The organism is Desulfotruncus alcoholivorax DSM 16058, from assembly GCF_000430885.1.
In the GTDB taxonomy this organism is placed as follows: Bacteria; Bacillota; Desulfotomaculia; order Desulfotomaculales; family Desulfallaceae; genus Desulfotruncus; species Desulfotruncus alcoholivorax.
Map to the genome: position 1 here is coordinate 21793 of NZ_AUMW01000010.1, position 17657 is coordinate 39449.

General features: G+C 43.4%; 18 protein-coding genes and 3 tRNA genes. 12 read left to right on the top strand and 9 right to left on the bottom strand.

The features are described from left to right. The first annotated feature begins 8 nt into the window (after window positions 1-8). From H569_RS0105215 to H569_RS0105240, 6 genes are read left to right on the top strand one after another with little or no spacing between them, the layout of a single operon-like run. Complete coding sequence (locus H569_RS0105215; RefSeq protein WP_034629626.1) at window positions 9-983, top strand: 2-hydroxyacyl-CoA dehydratase family protein; 975 nt, start codon at window positions 9-11, stop codon at window positions 981-983. Window positions 984-1006: 23 nt separating this feature from the next. Next, window positions 1007-1768 (top strand): acyl-CoA dehydratase activase, encoded by a 762-nt coding sequence (locus H569_RS0105220; protein ID WP_407638027.1) that lies wholly within the window; start codon window positions 1007-1009, stop codon window positions 1766-1768. A 3-nt stretch (window positions 1769-1771) separates the two neighbouring features. Beyond that, entirely contained in the window at window positions 1772-2545 is a 774-nt protein-coding gene (locus tag H569_RS0105225) for an MBL fold metallo-hydrolase (protein ID WP_027364140.1), read from the top strand. Between the two features lie 28 nt (window positions 2546-2573). After that, window positions 2574-3317, top strand: a complete 744-nt coding sequence (gene rph / locus H569_RS0105230) for a ribonuclease PH (RefSeq protein WP_027364141.1) — start codon at window positions 2574-2576, stop codon at window positions 3315-3317. A gap of 4 nt (window positions 3318-3321) precedes the next feature. Then, entirely contained in the window at window positions 3322-3948 is a 627-nt protein-coding gene (locus H569_RS19285; RefSeq protein ID WP_034629629.1) for an XTP/dITP diphosphatase, read from the top strand. Continuing rightward, complete coding sequence (locus H569_RS0105240; RefSeq protein ID WP_027364142.1) at window positions 3929-4402, top strand: metallophosphoesterase; 474 nt, start codon at window positions 3929-3931, stop codon at window positions 4400-4402. The genes H569_RS19285 and H569_RS0105240 overlap by 20 nt, the downstream gene beginning before the upstream one ends. A 603-nt stretch (window positions 4403-5005) precedes the next feature. On the opposite strand, the gene H569_RS0105250 is transcribed toward H569_RS0105240, so the two are convergent. The 3 genes from H569_RS0105250 to H569_RS0105260 form a co-directional block, all read right to left on the bottom strand. Then, window positions 5006-5090: transfer RNA gene (locus tag H569_RS0105250), tRNA-Leu, on the bottom strand. Window positions 5091-5180: 90 nt separating this feature from the next. Then, window positions 5181-5257: transfer RNA gene (locus tag H569_RS0105255), tRNA-Arg, on the bottom strand. A 7-nt stretch (window positions 5258-5264) separates the two neighbouring features. Beyond that, a tRNA-Gly gene (locus H569_RS0105260) sits at window positions 5265-5338 on the bottom strand. Window positions 5339-5847: 509 nt separating this feature from the next. Here H569_RS0105260 and H569_RS19290 point away from each other — a divergent pair. Genes H569_RS19290 through H569_RS0105275 form a run of 3 tightly spaced genes read left to right on the top strand, consistent with a single transcriptional unit; the run spans window position 5848 to window position 10400 of the window. Then, entirely contained in the window at window positions 5848-6417 is a 570-nt protein-coding gene (locus H569_RS19290; RefSeq protein WP_034629632.1) for a 4Fe-4S dicluster domain-containing protein, read from the top strand. A 47-nt stretch (window positions 6418-6464) separates the two neighbouring features. Next, the gene (locus H569_RS0105270) at window positions 6465-7319 is read left to right on the top strand and encodes a CoB--CoM heterodisulfide reductase iron-sulfur subunit B family protein (protein WP_027364143.1); all 855 of its coding nucleotides are present in this window, start codon (window positions 6465-6467) and stop codon (window positions 7317-7319) included. 27 nt (window positions 7320-7346) lie between these two features. Continuing rightward, window positions 7347-10400, top strand: coding sequence for an FAD-dependent oxidoreductase (locus tag H569_RS0105275; RefSeq protein ID WP_027364144.1), 3054 nt, complete (start codon window positions 7347-7349; stop codon window positions 10398-10400). 102 nt (window positions 10401-10502) lie between these two features. On the opposite strand, the gene H569_RS0105280 is transcribed toward H569_RS0105275, so the two are convergent. The 4 genes from H569_RS0105280 to H569_RS0105300 form a co-directional block, all read right to left on the bottom strand. Beyond that, entirely contained in the window at window positions 10503-11057 is a 555-nt protein-coding gene (locus H569_RS0105280) for an O-acetyl-ADP-ribose deacetylase (RefSeq protein WP_027364145.1), read from the bottom strand. A gap of 380 nt (window positions 11058-11437) precedes the next feature. After that, window positions 11438-11629 (bottom strand): hypothetical protein, encoded by a 192-nt coding sequence (locus H569_RS0105290; protein ID WP_027364146.1) that lies wholly within the window; start codon window positions 11627-11629, stop codon window positions 11438-11440. Window positions 11630-11734: 105 nt separating this feature from the next. Continuing rightward, complete coding sequence (gene thrC / locus H569_RS0105295; RefSeq protein WP_027364147.1) at window positions 11735-13234, bottom strand: threonine synthase; 1500 nt, start codon at window positions 13232-13234, stop codon at window positions 11735-11737. 94 nt (window positions 13235-13328) lie between these two features. Then, a complete protein-coding gene (locus H569_RS0105300; RefSeq protein WP_027364148.1) occupies window positions 13329-13712 on the bottom strand; it encodes a hypothetical protein in 384 nt (127 codons plus the stop codon). Between the two features lie 142 nt (window positions 13713-13854). Here H569_RS0105300 and H569_RS0105310 point away from each other — a divergent pair, with 142 nt between their 5' ends. From H569_RS0105310 to H569_RS0105320, 3 genes are all read left to right on the top strand, one after another. After that, a complete protein-coding gene (locus H569_RS0105310) occupies window positions 13855-15618 on the top strand; it encodes an adenine deaminase C-terminal domain-containing protein (RefSeq protein WP_027364149.1) in 1764 nt (587 codons plus the stop codon). A gap of 72 nt (window positions 15619-15690) precedes the next feature. Then, window positions 15691-15936: a hypothetical protein gene (locus H569_RS0105315; RefSeq protein WP_027364150.1), complete on the top strand. Its 246-nt coding sequence runs from the start codon at window positions 15691-15693 to the stop codon at window positions 15934-15936. Window positions 15937-16016: 80 nt separating this feature from the next. After that, on the top strand, window positions 16017-16331 hold the full coding sequence (locus tag H569_RS0105320; protein ID WP_027364151.1) for a hypothetical protein: 315 nt from the start codon (window positions 16017-16019) through the stop codon (window positions 16329-16331). Between the two features lie 165 nt (window positions 16332-16496). Here the strand turns inward: H569_RS0105320 and H569_RS0105330 are convergent, their stop codons facing one another. Together H569_RS0105330 and H569_RS0105335 are read right to left on the bottom strand one after the other, a co-directional pair. Continuing rightward, window positions 16497-16697, bottom strand: coding sequence for a hypothetical protein (locus tag H569_RS0105330; protein WP_027364152.1), 201 nt, complete (start codon window positions 16695-16697; stop codon window positions 16497-16499). A 67-nt stretch (window positions 16698-16764) separates the two neighbouring features. After that, window positions 16765-17532, bottom strand: a complete 768-nt coding sequence (locus H569_RS0105335) for a DUF2889 domain-containing protein (RefSeq protein WP_157833463.1) — start codon at window positions 17530-17532, stop codon at window positions 16765-16767. Window positions 17533-17657 lie beyond the last annotated feature (125 nt).

Below are 17657 nucleotides of genomic sequence, written 5' to 3' on the forward strand. Positions count from 1 at the left end.
AACAGCACATGAAAATTGGCATAACAACAACTGTCCCTGTTGAAATAATACTTGCCGCCGGTCATATTCCTGTAGATCTCAATAATGTTTTTATTACCGGAAACAATCCAGGTCATCTGGTGGAGGAAGCCGAAATTGCCGGTTACCCGCGCAATGTCTGCTCTTGGATCAAAGGGCTTTACAGCACAGTGCTAAAGAATAAAGACATCCGCACCGTGATAGCCGTTACCCAAGGTGATTGCAGTAACACCCACGCACTCATGGAAACTCTTGAACTGGCCGGCATAGAGGTTATTCCTTTTGCTTTTCCTTTTGACCGTGATCCCGATTTACTTCGCCTGCAGATGGAAAAACTGATGCAGCATTTAGGTACTGATTATGAAACAGTGCAAGCTACTAAAACAAAGCTTGATCAAATTCGCCGGCGGGTATGGCATATTGATTTAATGACCTGGCGTGAAAACGTGGTGCACGGGGTGGAGAACCACCTGTTTCAGGTAAATTGCAGTGACTTTAAGGGTGACCCCGATACCTTTGCCGGGGAGGTGGATGAATTTATTGCCGAAGCAAAAACAAGAGAGCCTGACCGAAAAAACCTTCGTATAGGCTATATCGGTGTTCCGCCTATTATGGGCGATCTATATGACTACCTGGAATCAAGAGGGGGACGGGTCGTCTTTAATGAAACGCAGCGTCAATTTTCAATGCCTTATCACACTGAAGACATGGTGGAACAATACAGGCTTTACACATACCCTTACGGCATTTTTTTTCGCCTCAATGATATTAACAAAGAAATAGATCGCCGAAAAATTGATGGCATCATCCATTACGCCCAAAGTTTTTGCTACCGGCAGATAGAAGACCTGATCATCAGACAAAAAATTAAAATACCTGTATTAACTATCGAGGGAGATAAGCCCAATAAACTTGATGCCAGAACAAAAATGAGAATTGATTCGTTTCTTGAAATGCTGAGGTGATTTAATTGTGGTGTGGGATAGATTTGGGCAGCCGTAACGTAAAGGTTGCCCTCATGGATGAAGAAGGTGTAATCAATTATTATATTTTTGATACCATAATATTTTACCGGGAACACGGTAAGCTTACGCAAGGCAAATTGCAGGTCCACCTGGATAAACTATTAAAAGTAAGTCATATTAATAATGTTGTTGCCACCGGGTACGGCAGGCAAACCATAAATCTAGCCAATGCTTTGATCATACCGGAAATAAAGGCTCATGTTACTGGAGCCATATATTCCACAGGCCTGCAGGATTTTACCTTACTGGACCTTGGAGGCCAGGACAGCAAGGTGGCGCTGGTTCGGGGCGGCCGGATGGTTGATTTCCAGACCAATGATAAATGTGCAGCCAGCACCGGTCGTTACCTGGAAAATATGGCCGGGGTGCTCGACATGACGTTGTCCGAACTATCAAAACACCACGCAGACCCCGTTGATCTCACCTCAACCTGTGCCATTTTCGGGGAGACCGAACTCATAGGCCGTATCGTAGAAGGTTATGACCCCAAAAATCTTGCCGCCGGGGTCAACCATTCAATTTTCAAGCGAATAAGGCCTATGCTGCAGCAGCTATTAAGCCCGGTAATAGTATTTACAGGCGGTGTTGCCGCCAGCCCTGCTTTAACAGAAATCATCGGTAATGAACTCGGGGTTAAAGTGCTTGTCCCATCAATGCACCAGTATGCCGGCGCAATTGGTTGTAGTGTAATTGCCCGCGCTAATTTTTTGAAAAACGGGGAATGATTCGTGAAATTAACGGTTTTAGGATGCTGGGCGCCTTATCCGCGCCCCGGGGAAGCCTGCTCAGGATATTTGCTTCAAAGTAATACCACCAATTTGATGCTGGAAGCAGGCAACGGCAGTTTTGCCGAGCTTACCCGGCACATACATTATACTTCTTTGTCAGGCCAGATTATTACGCACTTTCATCCAGATCATTACGCCGACATTTACTGCCTGCGGCATGCGGTAGAAGGAGCAAGGCGCGAGGGAAGGATAAACGCAAAAATAAGCTTGTTTATCCCGCGCGACCCCGTAGAAATTTCATCAAAAATAGCAGATTATACAGAGGCATTTAACATAAATATCATCGATGATATACCTGTTGGGGAAGAAATCAACGGCCTTAAACTAAGAACAGCTTCCGCCGGTGATTTAAAGCTGTATTTTATACCAACTATGCACTCTTTACCAGGTTATGCGGTGTTGGTTAAAAGCCAGGGCAAAAGCTTTTTCTTTTCCGGCGATACCGGCGCTTCAGAGATGATTAAAAAAACAGCCCGGGATGCTGATCTCTTTCTTTGCGAGGCCAGTGGTCTGGATCAAGATGCTGATTACCTAAAAAATTTTCATTTAACGGCCCGGCAGGCCGGTGAACTGGCTAAAGCAGCAAATGCCAGAAGGTTATTAATCACTCATTTTTGGCCTGAATATGAACCACATGAACTTGTTAATCAAGCCCGGTCGGGCTTTGGCGGAGGAGTGGAAGCCGCCGTTCAGGGAAACATATATACTATCTAAAAATCCAAGTAACGACCAGGAGGAAAACATGACCAGAGTTGATGGCAGAAATAATCACGAGATGAGGCCGGTTAAAATCACACGGGGAATAAATAAGCATGCTGAGGGCTCGGTGCTAATCGAAGTTGGCGATACCAAAGTAATTTGTACAGCTACCGTAGAAGACAGACTACCGAATTGGCGTAAAATTGAAGGCGGAGGCGGCTGGGTTACTGCAGAATACGGCATGCTGCCCAGGAGCACAGGTACCAGAATGATCAGGGATTCCGTCAGGGGCAAGCCCAACGGGCGCAACCTGGAAATTCAAAGACTAATCGGCCGCGCGCTGCGGTCTGTAACAGACCTTGCAGCACTGGGCGAAAGGTCAATAACCCTGGATTGTGATGTCATCCAGGCGGATGGAGGCACCCGTACGGCATCAATAACAGGCGCATTTGTTGCACTTGTTGATGCTTTGCAATGGCTGGTCGAGAATAAACGACTTGACCATATACCGCTCCAGGACTTTGTTGCTGCCACAAGCGTTGGCAGGGTAAACGGTGAAATTGTGCTTGACCTAAACTATACAGAAGATTCCCAGGCGGAAGTCGACATGAATATAGTAATGACCGGCAACGGCAAATTCGTGGAAATACAGGGCACCGGGGAGGAAGCATCTTTCTCCAGGGATGAAACCAACAGTATGCTGGACCTGGCGCAGAAAGGCATTTTAGATTTAATTGAATATCAAAAGCAAGTGCTGGGACAAATAGCCCAAAATGTTGGGAGGTAGGCAAATGAAAATTGTACTGGCCACCCACAATGAGGGAAAAGTACGGGAACTGCGCCAATTGCTGTCCGGATCAGGTTTTGAAGTAGTTTCCCTTGCCAATTATCCGGACGTTCCAGAAGTTGTTGAAGACGGGGGTACTTTCGAAGCCAATGCGATTAAAAAAGCAGTAGAAACTGCCGCTGCTGTAGGCGAAATTTCCCTGGCTGATGACTCGGGACTGGAAGTCGACTATCTCGATAAAGCACCCGGGGTTCATTCCGCCCGTTTCGCCGGCCCGGAACGAGATGACAATGCCAACAATCAAAAATTATTGCAGTTATTGAAGGGCGTACCCCGGGAAAAGAGAACAGCGAGATTTAGGTGCGTTATTGCGGTTGCCACCCCAGGTGGCAAAGTCGCCACAGTTGAAGGTTCATGCGAAGGTATAATTGAAACGCAACCCAGCGGCAACGGAGGCTTTGGCTACGACCCTTTGTTCTTGGTACCGGAATACGGAAAAACATTTGCAGAATTGGATGCTGAAACAAAAAACGCTATCAGCCACCGCGGCCGTGCATTAAAAAAAGTACACTCTATTCTTAAGGATTTAAAAGAAGCTGGGGGAATTTTTTTTGAAAATTGGAGTGCTTAGTGACACACATGGCTTAACCAGTGCAGCAGTTCAGGCTGTAAACCAACTGGGCGCAATTGATGCACTGGTTCACACTGGAGATCATTATAGCGACGCCTTACTATTAGGATCATTATTTAAAATACCGGTTTACGCCGTACGAGGCAATTGCGATCCTCACAGCAACGGGCAAGAGGATTTAACAATAACCATTGGCGGATATAAAATTTTTATCACCCACGGCCATTTATACCAGGTCAAGAGCACACTGCAGCCTTTGTTTTACCGCGCCCAGGAGCTTGGAGCAAATATAGTTATTTTTGGCCATACTCATATCCCTTTGGTAACCAGTGAAAACAATATTTTATTGTTTAACCCCGGCAGTACAACCAGACCCCAACCAGGTTATAAAGCAACTTTTGGTCTGATTAACATAACCCCCCAGGGCGTAACAGGAGAAACCTTTGGGTTGTAGTTAATGCTAAATTCGTTTCTCCTATTTCTCTTTTATCCCACTGATGGTGCGGTTATAATTAATTTAGCCACTTAGGGGGGAGTTATCGGTGCTAAAAGGACTTGCTGCCCAGTTTGACTGCATATACAATTAATTGTACAAGTAGTAACCTTAATTCAAGTTTGTCATTCTTTAAACGTAAAATGTCTAATCTTATTAATTATTCAATTACATCTCCGGTGATAACAATGAGGCCAATCAATAATGAGTGAACTTGAAAAAATGCTACGAAAAGTTCTGACTGAAGAACTTCAGCCAATTAATGACATACTTGACCGCATAGAAAACAATGTCCAGAGGATAGAAAGTATGTTCAACGCTTAGAAAGCAATGTCCAACATTTAGAAAGTAATGTTCAACTCATAGAAAACAATGTCCCAAAGCTACAAAAGGATGTTACCACGATTAAAACTGAAGTCCGTGCAGCCTGGTCTGATATACTCAAACTGGATGAACGATTAACAAAACAAGAAGAAAAAATTATTGCAAGATAAAAGGTGAATTTTTGTAAAATGAGTGGCAAATAAAAGACCTTCCTAATAAATCGGAAGGTCTTTTTACATATGGTGCGGGCGAGAGGATTTGAACCTCCACGGGTGTGCCCCACTGGATCCTAAGTCCAGCGCGTCTGCCGTTCCGCCACGCCCGCATTTATATTTATGGTTTTATTATGTTTTACATTTTAGCATGCCTTATTTGAGCTGGTCAAGAAAAAAAACCCGCAAATACTTGGGGTTACTGGCCTCCCGGGAGGGATTCGAACCCCCGACCCACGGATTAGAAGTCCGTTGCTCTGTCCAGCTGAGCTACCGGGAGATAAATATGGAGCGGGTGATGGGAATCGAACCCACGCGACTGGCTTGGAAGGCCAGGGCTCTACCATTGAGCTACACCCGCCCGGCAACTGAACAATATTAATTTGGAGCGAACGATATTATTATACAAGAAAAATTCGCTTGAGTCAAAAAAAATTTTTTGATATTGCGCGTTATTGATGTTTCTAAGACAAAAGCGGTTATTAGTATAACATTTTATGATAAAAATCAATCCTTTGTAAGCTTAACAATAAATTAACAAAACCCTGAAAGCATTTAATTACGCTAAAAAGCCTGCTAATTAGCCTATTTGAATATCATTTATTGATTTTGTAGGAATATTTTTGCTTTATTTTTTGGGTTTTATCCGCTATAATGAACTTATTACGCTATTGATAATTATACTAACTAAGAATTGTAGCGTAACTAACATTTAGTATTTGCGAAATCAGTTGGTCTTTTTTAACCTTTACAAAATCTATAAAGTGCATTATCTTTATTATCATATGTATTGTTTTATAAAGATATTATGAAATATTGTCAATTATATTTTACGCTTATGCTATATTTTTTACAAGGGAGGGTAAACGGGTGCAATTTATTGATTCCGAAAAGAAAAACTTTTTCAATGAAGTTAGAGAAAAAAGCGGCCAGCCCATTGAACTGTGTTACCAGTGCCAAAAATGCGCTTCCGGTTGTATAGCGACGGAATACGCCGATTATTTTCCCAACGAAATATTACGTCTGGTGCAATTTGGCCAAAAGGACAGGGTTTTAGGTTGCTCCAGCATTTGGATATGCTCCAGTTGTGAGACCTGTGGCGCGCGGTGCCCGAACGGCATCAACATTGCAGAAGTGATGGATGCTTTAAAGGAAATGTCAATCCGCGAAGGCAAAGTCAAAGAAAAGAATATCAATTTATTTCACAATGTTTTTTTGGGCTCGGTTAAGACTTTCGGACGTGTGCACGAAAGCAGTATGATGGCAATTTACAAGCTGAAAAGCGGTGACCTGATGTCAGATCTTGATGTAGGCTTGGAGATGTTTAAAAAAGGTAAAATGCCTTTACTGCCTCACAGAATTAAAGCCAAAGGTAAACTTAAACATATATTTTTCAGCACCAATGGCCACGGGCCCCTCAACAAAAATGAAAAACATTGATTTAACTGATTACTTATAATTAACCAAAATGGAAAGGAGTACTCAAATTGAAACTTTCCTATTTTCCCGGATGCTCCTTAAGCTCCACCGCCAAGGAATACGATATGTCCGCAAAGGCGGTCTGCAATGCTCTTGGCGTTGAGCTGGTGGAACTTAAAGATTGGGTGTGCTGCGGGGCCACTTCGGCCCACAGCACCAACCATAAGCTTTCTATAGCCCTACCTTCACGCAATCTGGCGCTGGCCCAGGAATCCGGAATGGATTTGGCAGTTCCCTGTTCAGCCTGTTACAGCCGGGTAAAAAAGGCTGATTATACAATGCGTAATAATGAAAAAATGCGCGGTGAAATTGAGCGCATTGTGGAATTTAAATATAACGGCAGCATTAATGTTTATTCTCTAATTGAAGCCATGGTCAGTAAAATTGGTGTGGATGCCATAGCCAAAAGCGTAAATAAGCCCTTAAAAGGTTTAAAACTTGTATGTTACTATGGTTGCCTTTTAGTAAGGCCACCCGAGGTCACCTGCTTTGACGATACGGAAAACCCGGTCTCCCTTGATAACGTAATGAAAGCAGTTGGTGCCGAGGTAATACCATGGTCTTATAAGACTGACTGCTGCGGCGCAAACCTGGGCTTAACTTCCAGCAGTGTTGTTCAAGGAATGGTCGGACGTTTACTGGATGCTGCCAAAGAAGCAGGCGCAATGGCTATTGTAACAGCATGCCCGCTTTGCCAATCCAACCTGGAAATGCGGAGAAAAGAGCGCAATACTGAATTACCTGCGTTTTATTTCACAGAGCTGGTAGGTATGGCCCTGGATTTGCCGGATTGCAACAAATGGTTTAATCTGCATCTGGTAAACCCAAAGCCGTTGCTGCAGTCACTGTCACTGGCGGGCTAATTTAGGAAGATGGAGGTCTGGCGTACATTGAAAAATAACAATTCCAATAAAAACATCGTTGGTTCCGTATTAATTGTTGGAGCTGGTATAAGCGGTATGCAGTCCGCCCTGGACCTTGCCGAAGTGGGGTACAAGGTTTATATTGTCGAAAAGTCGCCGGCAATAGGCGGGCGTATGCCCATGCTGGACAAAACTTTCCCCACCAATGACTGTTCCATGTGTATTCTCTCCCCCAAATTAGTTGAATGCGGCCGCCACCGTAATATTGAGATTCTAACGTGTTCTCAAATTACGGGCCTTGACGGTAAGGCGGGCAATTATACTGTAACAGTCAACAAGAAGCCACGTTATGTTGACCCGGAGAAATGTTTGGGTTGCGGTTCTTGCGCAGAAGCATGCCCGGTTAAAGTTCCCAATGAATTCAACCAGCTATTAAGTAAACGTAAAGCTATCTATAAACTATACCCGCAAGCCTACCCCAATGCTTACATCATTGACGTTAGAAACTGCTTAAGGCACAAGAACCCCAAGGCCTGTGGTAAATGTATCAAAGCCTGCCCGGTGGATGCCATTGATCACAACATGCAGCCGGAAACAACAACTTTAAACGTGGGCGCCATCATTCTTTGCCCCGGTTATGAATTGTTTGACGCCGAGTTGCGTGGTGAATACGGCTACGGCGTTTATGACAACGTGATTACCAGTTTGCAGTTTGAGCGGATGCTCAGCGCATCAGGCCCCTATGAGGGACATGTGCAGAAAGCTGATGGCACTGAACCTAAAAAAATAGCCTTCATCCAGTGCGTCGGCTCACGTGACGTTTCGCTTTGCCGCGGTTATTGTTCTTCGGTATGCTGCATGTATGCCACCAAGGAAGCAGTTATTGCGAAGGAACATGTCCATGGTTTGGAAACCACCATTTTCAATATGGATATCCGGGCCTTCGGCAAAGACTATGAGAAATATTACAACCGTGCCAAAGACGAGTACGGAGTGCGTTATGTTAAATGCATGATTTCCTCCGTGAAGGAATTACAGCAAACCAAGGAACTTCGCGTCAGGTATCGCACCCCCGACGGAAAGGTTACTGAAGAAGATTTTGACATGGTTGTGTTGTCCGTGGGTTTAAAACCCACCGATGAAACTTTGGAACTGGCCGGCATTTTGGGAATAGAATTGAATCAATATAATTTTTGCCAGTTGAAAGACTTAACCGGGGTTCAGACATCCCGTGAAGGAATCTATGTGGCCGGCGTTTTCAGCGGCCCCAAAGACATCCCGGAAACCGTCATGCAGGCCAGTGCCGCCGCAGGGGACACTGCTGCGTTTTTAGCGCCTGCCCGTAACACACTGGTAACAGAAAGAGAATTTCCGGAAGAAAAAGATGTCAGCGAAGAGGAACCCAGGCTGGGGGTTTTTGTATGCCATTGCGGCATCAACATAGCCAGCGTTGTGGATGTCCCCTCGACCGTCGAATATGTTAAAACCTTGCCCAATGTCGTATACGCGACTAACAACCTGTATGCCTGCTCCCAAGACAGCCAGGCGGCCATGAAGGAGTTAATTGAAAAGCATAAACTTAACCGCATTGTCGTAGCTTCATGCAGTCCACGCACTCACAAGCCTTTATTCCAGGAAACCATGCGCGAAGCCGGTCTTAATCCAAGCCTGTTTGAAATGGCCAATATCAGGGATCAATGCTCCTGGGTGCATATGAAAGAGCCGGAAAAAGCCACACAAAAGGCAAAAGACCTGATTAGCGCGGCTGTGGCCAAGTCTGCAACTTTAAAACCCGTGCACAGCGTTAAAGTTGGGGTTACCAACAACGCACTGGTAATTGGCGGCGGCATCTCCGGCATGGTTGCAGCAACCAGTCTTTCCAAACAAGGTTACAAAGTTAGCTTATTGGAGAAAAGCGACCAACTCGGGGGCACAGCCCTTCGAATTAAAGAAGGCTTTAACGGAGAAGACATTCAAGGTTACGTTAAAGCATTGATCAGCGAGGTCAATAATGACCCGTCAATTGATATATATATGGGAAGTGAAATTGAAGAAGTATCCGGGTATATCGGTAATTTTAAGACCAAGCTGGCTTCCGGTTTGGAAATCAAGCACGGCGTCACCATTATCGCTACCGGGGCTGAAGAGGCCAAGCCCGATGAATATCTTTACGGACAGGACCCGCGGGTTTTAACCCAGTTGGAACTTGATGAAGCTATTGCCAACCTGGATGCCAGAATAAAAAAGGCCAACAATATCGTCATGATTCAATGTGTTGGCTCAAGGGAGGAAGGCAGGCCTTATTGCAGCCGTATTTGTTGCACCAAAACGATGAAGCTTGCGACAAAAGTTAAAGAAATCAACCCCGACGCCTCTCTCGTAGTTTTATACCGGGATATTAGAACCTATAGCTTCAACGAGGATTACTATCGTGAAGCCAGGGCCAACGGGGTAATTTTTGTCCGCTACGAAGTAGAGAACAAGCCGCAGGTGCAACTGGCGGGCGGCAACGGCAACAGCACCTTGCAAGTATCCTTTAAGGATCATATTTTAGGTGAAAATATTACTTTGGATACAGATCTGTTAATCTTGGCTGCTCCAATTAATCCTGCCGTATCCAACCCGCGTATTTCACAGTTATTTAAAGTCCCGCTTAATCCGGACAAGTTTTTCCAGGAAGCACACATGAAACTGCGTCCTGTTGATTTTGCTTCCGAAGGCGTGTATATGTGCGGTTTGGCCCACGGTCCCAAAAATATAGAAGAAAGCATCGCCCAGGCCAAGGCGGCTGCAGGTCGCGCAACCAGCATCTTAAGTCACGCAACGCTGGAATCCAAAGGTGTGGTGGCGGTTGTTGATCCTGATAAATGCGCGGCATGCCTTACCTGTGTACGGCTTTGCCCCTTTAAAGCCCCAAGAATTAACGATAAGCATGTGGCCGAGATAGAAGCAGTAATTTGCCAGGGCTGCGGCACCTGCGCCGGTGAATGTCCCAATAAGGCAATTACCTTGCAAAGTTATAGCGATAAGCAATTGTCTGCCGCAGTGGACGGGCTGTTTCAGGTGGCTCAGAACGATTAAAAAGAACCGGGGTTAATAACCCGGTTCTTTTTTGCACTTTACCAGGAAAGTATAACTGGCCATATTTATGGCCGGAGCTAAGGATAAAAGGTAACGTTTGATTTATATGTTTGATCGAAGATTTTGTTCCCAGGTTTTCTGGTAAATTCGCAGGTCTCTGTCATTAAACAAAACAAATCTTATCTCTTCAGGTATTCTTTTCTCAACTACAAAATCCAACACCGTTTTTACCGCTATTTGAGCAGCCTCAACAATTGGAAACCTATAGGCTCCCGTACTAATGGAAGGGAAAGCTATGCTGCGAATACCTTTTTCATTGGCCAGATTAAGGCTATTCCAATAAGCATTTCGCAGCAACCTGGCTTCATCATTACTCCCTCCGCGCCATACCGGCCCAACAGTGTGGATTACATATTTGGCAGCTAAATTTCCGCCTGAGGTAATAACAGCTTCTCCCGTAGGGCACCCTCCTTGTTTGGCCCTGATTTGCTTGCACTCTGCAAGTATTTGAGGACCGCCGGTCCTGTGGATGGCCCCGTCCACGCCCCCTCCACCCAGCAGACTGGAATTTGCGGCATTTACAATGGCCTCAGTATCCTGTTTAGTGATATCTCCCTGCAAAACCACAATGCAGGTTCCATTAATCGTAAATTCCAACCAAAACACCTCCAAATCATGGGTATATAATCTAAAAACTTGTCATTGCGAGGATTGAAACAACATGGAAGGGATGCCTCCTATAATGGGTACTTGACTTAAGCAGATACTCAGTTGTATTAATAAAGAAAATAACGCAAAAGCAGGTGTTTAAATATGGCAGAAATTAAAGGAGTATTATATCATCCAGATACCGGTGAAGTTCACGTTTCGAGCCACTTTAATATTCCCATTTTGGTGAAGGAGTGGGCCTGAATCTGCAACACCAAGAAGGCCCAGGGTTGGGCTTTTTATCCTGTAGCAGATGTCAATAAAGACCTGAGAAAAGTGAACGGCAAGTGGTATGTGCCGGGCGAAGTCCTGGAAAAGAACAATCAACGCTAGTTTTGGTTGCTGTCATTATGTTTCCTGTCTGAAATTCTTTTCAATATGCCGCTGCATAATATGGCCACTAAAACTCCGGCGGCCATGCTCTTATTTTCAGACAAGCTTGTCCAAGTTGACAGGAGATAATAAGTAAATACAGATAAAAATACGGTAATAGACATGGGCAAAAGAGTTTGACTTCTCATATTGGGCACACCCCTTAGAGAGGTTTTTACGGCAAACACTAGCCGGTGGGAAAAACTACCGGCTTTGACCCACCGGCAATAATAAACTTTTCAATGTCTTTTTATTTACTTTTTTATAAATGATAGGACTGCCTGCTTCATATTATTCTTTTCTACAACCTCACTATGAAGCACTGGCCGCAGGTCAAGATCTTTAAGTCCGGCGGGAACCGGCATTTGACTAAATTCGGACAGCATCTCCAGTAAATCGAACTCGCTTTTACCGTGAGTCTTTTCTTCATCAAGCAGCGCACGGGCAACACTGGCATTAAACTTAAACGGGCTGGCGGTGGATACAATTACCGTATAACTGGGATCGCTACTTTCAGCCAGATATTTTTCGTAAACATTAAGTCCCACAGCTGTATGAGTATCCATAACGTAATTATAGCATTGATAGGCACCACGTATGGTTTGCATCGTTTCTTTATCCGTGGCAAAACTTGACCAGAAAATGCCCAGTATCTTTTCCCTAATTTCTTCCTCGACTTGATAACTTCCGGATTGCTTTAATTGTGACATCCATTTGCGCACAGGTTCTGGATTATGGCCTGTTAATTCAAACAATAGCCGCTCCAGGTTACTGGATATTAATATGTCCATGGAAGGAGAGAGGGTTTTCTTAAATTCACGCATCCGGTTATATACACCTGTTTTAATGAATTCATCCAGCACATCATTGGCATTGGAGGCACAAATCAACTTATTAACCGGCAACCCCATCTCCCGCGCGTAAAATCCCGCCAGGATATTGCCAAAGTTTCCAGTGGGAACAACGTAGTTAACTTTTTCTCCCAATTGTATCCTGCCTTGTTTAATTAATTCTGCATAAGCTGAAAAATAGTACGCTATCTGCGGAACTAATCTTCCCCAATTGATGGAGTTGGCAGATGAAAACTTGTAATTATATTTCGAAATAATCTGAGCTGTTGCTGTATCGCCAAATATCTCTTTGACCCCGCTTTGCGCGTCATCAAAGTTGCCCCGCACCGCAAAAACTCCAACGTTATTACCCTCCTGGGTAATCATCTGTAACTTTTGAACCTCACTTACCCCTTGTTCTGGATAAAACACTACAATAGCGGTATGCGGTACATCCTTAAACCCTTCAAGCGCCGCTTTACCCGTATCTCCGGAAGTAGCCACCAGGATTAAGATATTTCCTGCTTCACCGGTTTTCTCCATGGACTTAACCAACAGGCGTGGTAAAATCTGCAACGCCATATCCTTAAAAGCGCAAGTAGGGCCGTGCCACAATTCAAGGACACTCAATCCCCGGTCCAGGTTTGCAACTGGTGCTATGTCCGGGTGATCAAAGTTACTGTTATTATATGCATCATTAACACATTGAGTAATTTCATCGCTGGTGAAATCCGATAAGTAAGGTTTTAGTATCTCTGCACATCTTTCGCCATAGGATTTTTGTACCAGTGAAAATATTTCATCCAGCTTAATTATTGGTTTCGATTCGGGAATAAATAGTCCGCCGTCAGGGGATATGCCCTGTTGAATAGCTTCAGCCGAGGTAATTAACTTACCGTCACCCCTGGTGCTTTCGTAAAACATTTTAATTCCTCCCAATATATATGCTTATTACATTAAACAACAGCTTCTTTATGCAGTCAATAAACTAAAAAAAAACACAGCCTTGCAGCTTAATTTATAAATATAACTCCCACTTTCCAAAAACGGCTCCGCACTTGCAGCCATAAGTCACAAAATGTTTCTTGGGGAACTCTTCTATGCCCAGTATGCGAACAGTACTTTTAAAGGTATATATACTGATCCCACACCCGGGGCAATCCTGGCCCTCAATTGTTTTCTTAGCCCTGATCATCGACCATTTAGGCTCGTATGTGGCATACACATAATAATCGGCAAAGCCAAATTTTGTAATTCTATAACGGTCAAGAACCGCCCTGATTGTTTTTAGCATTAATTCCCTGGTTCTTCCGGTTTGAGTTAATAGAAATGTTTGTACTGCAGCCTGAATAACTTGTTGGTCCTCCGCTGAAGGGAAGTCTAGGACGATTGCCGTCTGCATAGTGATTGCCCCCGTATAAATTATTAGGTTCTATTATAATTGACATTTTATTAAATTTTGATACCAAAAGTATTTTTTTGAAAGGCAATGCTATAATTAATTCATACAGATTTTTAGAAAACAGATCTTAACGGAGGTTGCTATGGAAAACAATAAGCTGCGCACAATGGACCAGGTAATTTTATATGATTTGATTCGCACTGCGAGAGGTGAAATAAACTGTGACACTTATATTCAAGGTGGAACAATTATTAACGTATATTCAGGTGAATACATCAAAGCCAACATTGCGATAAAAGGTATGCATATTGCCTATGTTGGAGATTCAGATGCCATGGTAGGTGCAAAGACAAAAACAATACAGGCAGATGATTTCTACCTTTGCCCTGGTTATATTGAGCCTCATGCGCATCCTTTTCAAACCTATAACCCGGTAACCCTTGTCGAAAAAGTAATGACGCTGGGTACAACCACTTTGATTTGTGATAATTTATTTTTCTTCATGAGCATGAAAGTTGAAGACCTTTTGGAACTATGGAAGGAATTATTTAAGCTGCCGGTTAAACTCCTCTGGAGCGTACGGCTGGACCCCCAAACCCAGTCTGAAAAACGGGCTGCCCTCTTTGCGCCGGATCAAATAAAAGCGTTATTGAACACTCCACTGGCCAGGCAAGTAGGTGAACTTACTGACTGGCCCTCCCTGATAGCAGGTAAAGAGCAAATGCTGGAAAATATATTGCTGGCTCTCAGATTGGGCAAAAGAATAGAAGGTCATGCGCCCGGGGCCTCTTTACAAACTTTAAACGCCCTTGCCGCCGGTGGAGTTTCGGACTGCCATGAAAGCATCACCGGAGAGGAAGCGTTAAACCGGCTGAGGCTGGGCATGTATGCAACGCTAAGACATAGCTCATTACGCCCGGACCTGCCCACTTTACTAAAAGAGTTAATTAATTTAAATATTGATCTGCGCCGGTGCATGATTACTACAGATGGTGTTACTCCTCCAAGCATGAAGAACGGTTTTACCGATTATATTTTACGCCTGGCAATTGAATCAGGCGTTCCTGCCATCGAAGCATATAGAATGGCTACCATAACCCCGGCGACATATTATGGTTTAGATCATGAATTAGGCGGAATCGCTCCCTGCAGGCTGGCCGATATTTTATTCCTGGAGCAGCCATCGAATCCTACACCGGTAAAAGTAATGGCCGAGGGACAAATTGTGGCTGAAAATAACAGGCCGCTGGTGAATCTGCCTGAACCAAGCTGGCCCAGATACGGAATTTTAGCAATGAACTCGCTAACTCCGGCAATGAAACCGGAATATATGGTCCCACTGGCAACGGATAGTAAATACCCGGTCATATCGCTGGTTAATCCTGTCATAACCAGGAGAAGGGACTGTAAGCTACCCGCTCAAAACGGATTTATAGATATTTCGCAGGAAAAAGGTTTGATTTACGCCACCTTATTGAACAAAGATGGAAACTGGGCCTGTAATGGTATATTACAGGGATTTGCCGATAATTTAGCCGGAATGGCCTGTTCTAATACCATTACGGGAGATATCATTGTACTTGGCCGTCAGCCCTTGGAGATGCTCCATGCAGTCAAACGAATGTTTGAGATAGGGGGCGGGGTAGTCTTAACGGAAAACAACAGCGTTATATATGAACTGCCCCTTCCGTTAAGCGGTATAATGAGCAGCAGGCCGGTTGACGAATTAATAGTCCAGTGTTCAAAATTATATGAATTGTTGGCGGAACGCGGCCACCCGCACTACGACCTGTTATACACAATTTTATTCCTGTCGGCAACCCATTTACCTGAACTCCGGCTATCACCCGGCGGAATACTCTCAGTAAAAGATAGAAAGATTATCATTCCGGTCCGGCAAATTTAATTTTGAAATATTTTAAAATACTGTTATACTACCGGGTAACGTATTGGATAAATCCTTCAGGAGGATTCGCAGTTGTTTGCAGAAGAAGACAAATGTTTTTATAGTAATTATGAAACTAATATAGAGGTTGGGAATCCGGTTAATTTTCCGGGCGGTTCCCTTATACCTATCATTTCTGTAACCAGTGTCTATGGCGGGACAACCAAACATTCCTGTGTCGGAGGCGGTGGTATCATTCTGGACCCGCTGGCGATAGTTGTTGTTAACAAGAATAAACTGGAAATATGTTTAATAAAGCCAAAAAAACTATACTGCTAACTTATCTTATCTAATCAGCCTGACATCATTACCAATTGGCGGTGGAATAATATAAACATAAACAAAGGAGAGTGCAAATTATGTCAAGTATTATGGAACCAGAGGAACTGTACCTGGAGAAAATTTTACGTGAACTTTACCATGCCCAAAAGTGTACATTTTTTCTAGAAGATGCAATGGGTAAGGTTATTGACAACCTGGGGTTATCGGAGCAACAAGCTATTGATATTACAAAGCTACTAATAGAAAAAAGGCTAATTACTACCAATTCTTTTTTACCTAATACTTTTCTCAGACCTAAGTATATTCGTATGTTTCCAGTGGTTCTTAGCACTAAAGCTATTAACATGATCAAGGATAACGACAATAAAAACCAAGGTGAGTGCTATAATTAACGGCAACTCACCTTGCAATTAACAATTTATATTCCATTACATTACTTTTTCTTTGGCTCACAAGCATTCAAATCATTATTTACATACACTTCGGCAGGTTTGATTTTATACGGTTTGGAATACTTTTTATGTTTTTTACCAGCCATGTTTTGTTTTACTCCTTTCTTATTTGCTTCGGGACAGGTGAAAATGATTATGCTGGATTTTAACTGAGTGTTTCACCCCACATTCCGGGCATACTTTGTTCTGGCCATCTTCAAATCTAATTTCTCCAATATGTTTACCGCAGCAAGTTATCTCAACGCTAAGAATTTTGCCGTTCTCGCGAAAGTTTACCCTGTAATCAGCTACTTTATGATCGCTCATTATATCACCTCAATTTACCGTATTTTACCTCATAAGAAAAATTTTAAACCAAATAACGTTTGTTAAATTATTCCACCCCCGCCTCAACAATTTGCATAGATACCACTCCATCGTAAGCCATATCAATTAAGTGAACGCAGCCACTACCCAAACCCATTAATTTGGCAATTTGTTTTTTACTAAGTTTGGCAATGAATTGTCCTGCCAGATTCTTAATCAATTGTGTCGTCTCAAAACAAATAGGGTCCGGAGCCCTTAGAATAGACCCTGTCGTTTTAACTATCTTATACTGCAAGTCCAACTCCAGATCAAGATTCATTTCATGAAATGAATCACTTAACTTTACATTAACCTCATAACCTTTACCGTTTATAAAGTCAACTGACTGTTGTTTAAATCGATTAAATAGATTTGTGGAGCGAGAATATGACACATACTCATCCCATTTTTGAGTAATTTTATCAAGGTTGCTATAGTAGCGGCAGGAACCTAAATAAAACTTTTCCCAAAAATCATTGTAAGCTGATGTTGAAGAATACCCTCGTTTTTCCCAAATAAAAGTTTCTGCTTGAATAATTCCACGCACTGTTTCAGCAAGCAGCGACAGTGGAAATGCTCCCAAGCTGCCGGCTGCTTTTTTTAATACAGGACCACAGTTGAAATATGCCTCTTCCCCTAACAAGCCATCTATTCTGGACACTTTAACAGGAGGAGAATAACTTTCAAGTATGGCATCTATAATCTTAAAGCTTTGTGCCTCAACTTTTAAAATAACACCGGCTTCACAATCGGTCCCGCAATAAACGGTTTGCGCTTCCAGCACGTCACCGGTCAATTGCCTGACGCTGGTATGCCAGTGACGCTGTAGGATGTTTGACATGTCTTTCCCCCCTTTGACCTATTATACTTGAAAAAGTCTTATTTTTTGTGAAAAATATTCATAAATATAATCTAGTGCGA